This window comes from Parasutterella secunda, from assembly GCF_024733725.1.
In the GTDB taxonomy this organism is placed as follows: Bacteria; Pseudomonadota; Gammaproteobacteria; order Burkholderiales; family Burkholderiaceae_F; genus Aphodousia; species Aphodousia faecalis.
On sequence record NZ_JANRHP010000017.1, the window covers coordinates 1 to 1,244 of the forward strand.

The 1,244-nt window shown below is 47.9% G+C and carries 1 protein-coding gene; it reads left to right on the forward strand.

Annotated features, from left to right (window positions below; all coding sequences use genetic code 11):
• The coding region (locus NW199_RS08685; RefSeq protein WP_258334349.1) for a hypothetical protein at positions 1–308 on the forward strand (308 nt) is incomplete at its 5' end.
• Positions 309–1,244 lie beyond the last annotated feature (936 nt).

The window sequence follows — 1,244 nt, forward strand, 5'->3', positions numbered from 1 at the left end:
AGAAGGAGCGACCGTATCTGAAAGAGCTGTATGGCAAGCCGAAGGTATTCAAAGAGATACAAAGGATTGAATCGGAATTTATGATCGAGATCGGCAAGGAATTGTTGAAACGAAAGATCCCGTATCTACATCATTGCGATGCGATGTACGTAAGGAAATCTGACAAAGAAGATACGATCAAGGTATTCGAAGAAGTGGCAACGAGAATGTTCGGAAGAAAGATTTACGTGGGATGGTCGGACAATACAGGGAAAGGAACAAACGAAGAATCTTTCAAAGAGAAGTGTCTGTTGCCGAGCGCTCGCTGACACTCGCACTCGACAACGTGATCGCTAGGGCTTCGCCCCAGCGTCACAATCTTGGATTGTGTGTGTATAAGAGGGTGAGTCACAATGATTGAACTTACAGTCTGACGACTGATAAGCAAGAACGTCTCACATAGTGAGAGTTCAATCTCCACTTATAGGAGATAATGAGATAGACGGCATCGATAACTGCCAATAATGTCAAGGGTTACAGACGAATCGGTATTGTTCAAAAACTCTCCAACAGGAAATTTCCCCTTAAATCGGTAAATACCAATACGGCATATCGAGCAATCCATATCATGATGAACGACAATTTTTACCGATTTCGAACCTCCAAATCGTTGACCAATCTCCGGCTGACGAGTCGTCCAAAGCATCGACTTCAAGGGTTTCAAATCTTGATCAACGGCAAGCCGACCGATCAGCTCCTTGATCGGGTTAGCTTCAAGGTCAACGACATCGTCGAGCTTAGACGGGTTGATGGCGTTCGAGACTATCCTCTTCTGAATTTCCGACGTGACTTCGTAAAGGAGCTTCTGGCGCCGCTTCCGCACCTTGGAAATGTAAGATCATTAAGCGGTGCGTTCGAGGGTTGTAGGACCCTCCAACGTGTGCCTAGGGGGCTCTTCGTCCATAATCCACAGCTCACAGACTTCACCGACACATTCAAAGGATGCTCGGCGCTGACGATAGACGTGGATTTGAACCCTAGCGGCTCGATCAAGCTGGACGGATTCGCAAGTGGTTGCAAGACGCAGGCGACACTTCACTCTCGCTCACCGTCTAGGGTGCAGGGTTACGTGGATCGTGCGAAGGACGCCAACGTCGCAATACGGTGAGCCGTAGGCACGATCTGTTGTATAAAAGCGGCACCGAAACAATCACACGCCGAATCACTCACGATTGTCAAAAATGAACAACTGACTCGCCACCAGA